Source organism: Siminovitchia fortis (assembly GCF_003605365.2).
Taxonomy (GTDB): Bacteria; Bacillota; Bacilli; order Bacillales; family Bacillaceae_C; genus Siminovitchia; species Siminovitchia fortis.
Genome location: NZ_QYTU02000096.1, coordinates 1 through 1,132 on the forward strand (window position 1 = coordinate 1; position 1,132 = coordinate 1,132).

A 1,132-nucleotide genomic window follows, 5' to 3' on the forward strand; every position below is an offset into this window, starting at 1 on the left:
GTAGTTTTACCACTAAACTACACCCGCTTAATTTTAAATGGGGCGACTAATGGGAATCGAACCCATGATGTCGGAGCCACAATCCGATGCGTTAACCACTTCGCCATAGCCGCCATGGAGTGCAATTCATATGAACGCCTTAATGGTGGCTCAGGACGGAATCGAACCGCCGACACAAGGATTTTCAGTCCTTTGCTCTACCGACTGAGCTACTGAGCCTTATGTAATTAACGCTATAAGATGCTTTGTAATAGTCTCAGCAATCTCAGCTGTTTTTATGTTAAAACAAAATGGCGGTCCCGACGGGAATCGAACCCGCGATCTCCTGCGTGACAGGCAGGCATGTTAACCGCTACACTACGGGACCTTTAATTAAATTGCGGGAGCAGGATTTGAACCTGCGACCTTCGGGTTATGAGCCCGACGAGCTACCGAACTGCTCCATCCCGCGACGATGTGATGGCGGAGGAAGAGGGATTCGAACCCCCGCGCGGTTTGACCCGCCTGTCGGTTTTCAAGACCGATCCCTTCAGCCAGACTTGGGTATTCCTCCAAAAAAGTAAAATGGTGGACCTTGTAGGACTCGAACCTACGACCGGACGGTTATGAGCCGTCTGCTCTAACCAGCTGAGCTAAAGGTCCTACAATTGGTAGCGGCGGAGGGGATCGAACCCCCGACCTCACGGGTATGAACCGTACGCTCTAGCCAGCTGAGCTACGCCGCCCACATATTACTTGCTTATTCATTTGGTGGAGCCTAGCGGGATCGAACCGCTGACCTCCTGCGTGCAAAGCAGGCGCTCTCCCAGCTGAGCTAAGGCCCCATTTTTGAAAAAAGTGGTCGGGAAGACAGGATTTGAACCTGCGGCCCCTTGGTCCCAAACCAAGTGCTCTACCAAGCTGAGCTACTTCCCGTATTAGATAATAGAGGTTGGATGTGAGAGGTTATGCTTTTATCTAACTTCCAATTTCTCACTTCTAATAATAACGCGCCCGAAAGGAGTCGAACCCATAACCTTCTGATCCGTAGTCAGACGCTCTATCCAATTGAGCTACGGGCGCAAGCTGAATGCCGAGGACCGGAATCGAACCGGTACGGTAGTCACCTACCGCAGGATTTTAAGTCCTGTGC

10 tRNA genes are annotated in these 1,132 nt (G+C 51.2%); all 10 read right to left on the reverse strand.

Annotated features, from left to right (window positions below):
• Positions 1-38: 38 nt before the first annotated feature.
• The 10 genes from D4N35_RS17760 to D4N35_RS17805 all read right to left on the reverse strand — a co-directional run bounded on the left by D4N35_RS17760 (position 39) and on the right by D4N35_RS17805 (position 1,062).
• Positions 39-113 (reverse strand) — tRNA-His (locus tag D4N35_RS17760).
• A 30-nt stretch (positions 114-143) separates the two neighbouring features.
• Positions 144-219, reverse strand: a tRNA-Phe gene (locus tag D4N35_RS17765).
• Positions 220-291: 72 nt separating this feature from the next.
• A tRNA-Asp gene (locus D4N35_RS17770) sits at positions 292-367 on the reverse strand.
• 10 nt (positions 368-377) lie between these two features.
• Positions 378-451 (reverse strand) — tRNA-Met (locus D4N35_RS17775).
• Positions 452-460: 9 nt separating this feature from the next.
• Positions 461-553: transfer RNA gene (locus D4N35_RS17780), tRNA-Ser, on the reverse strand.
• 12 nt (positions 554-565) lie between these two features.
• Positions 566-642, reverse strand: a tRNA-Ile gene (locus tag D4N35_RS17785).
• Between the two features lie 6 nt (positions 643-648).
• A tRNA-Met gene (locus D4N35_RS17790) sits at positions 649-725 on the reverse strand.
• A 23-nt stretch (positions 726-748) separates the two neighbouring features.
• A tRNA-Ala gene (locus D4N35_RS17795) sits at positions 749-824 on the reverse strand.
• Positions 825-838: 14 nt separating this feature from the next.
• Positions 839-915, reverse strand: a tRNA-Pro gene (locus D4N35_RS17800).
• Between the two features lie 73 nt (positions 916-988).
• Positions 989-1,062 (reverse strand) — tRNA-Arg (locus D4N35_RS17805).
• Between the last annotated feature and the right edge of the window lie 70 nt (positions 1,063-1,132).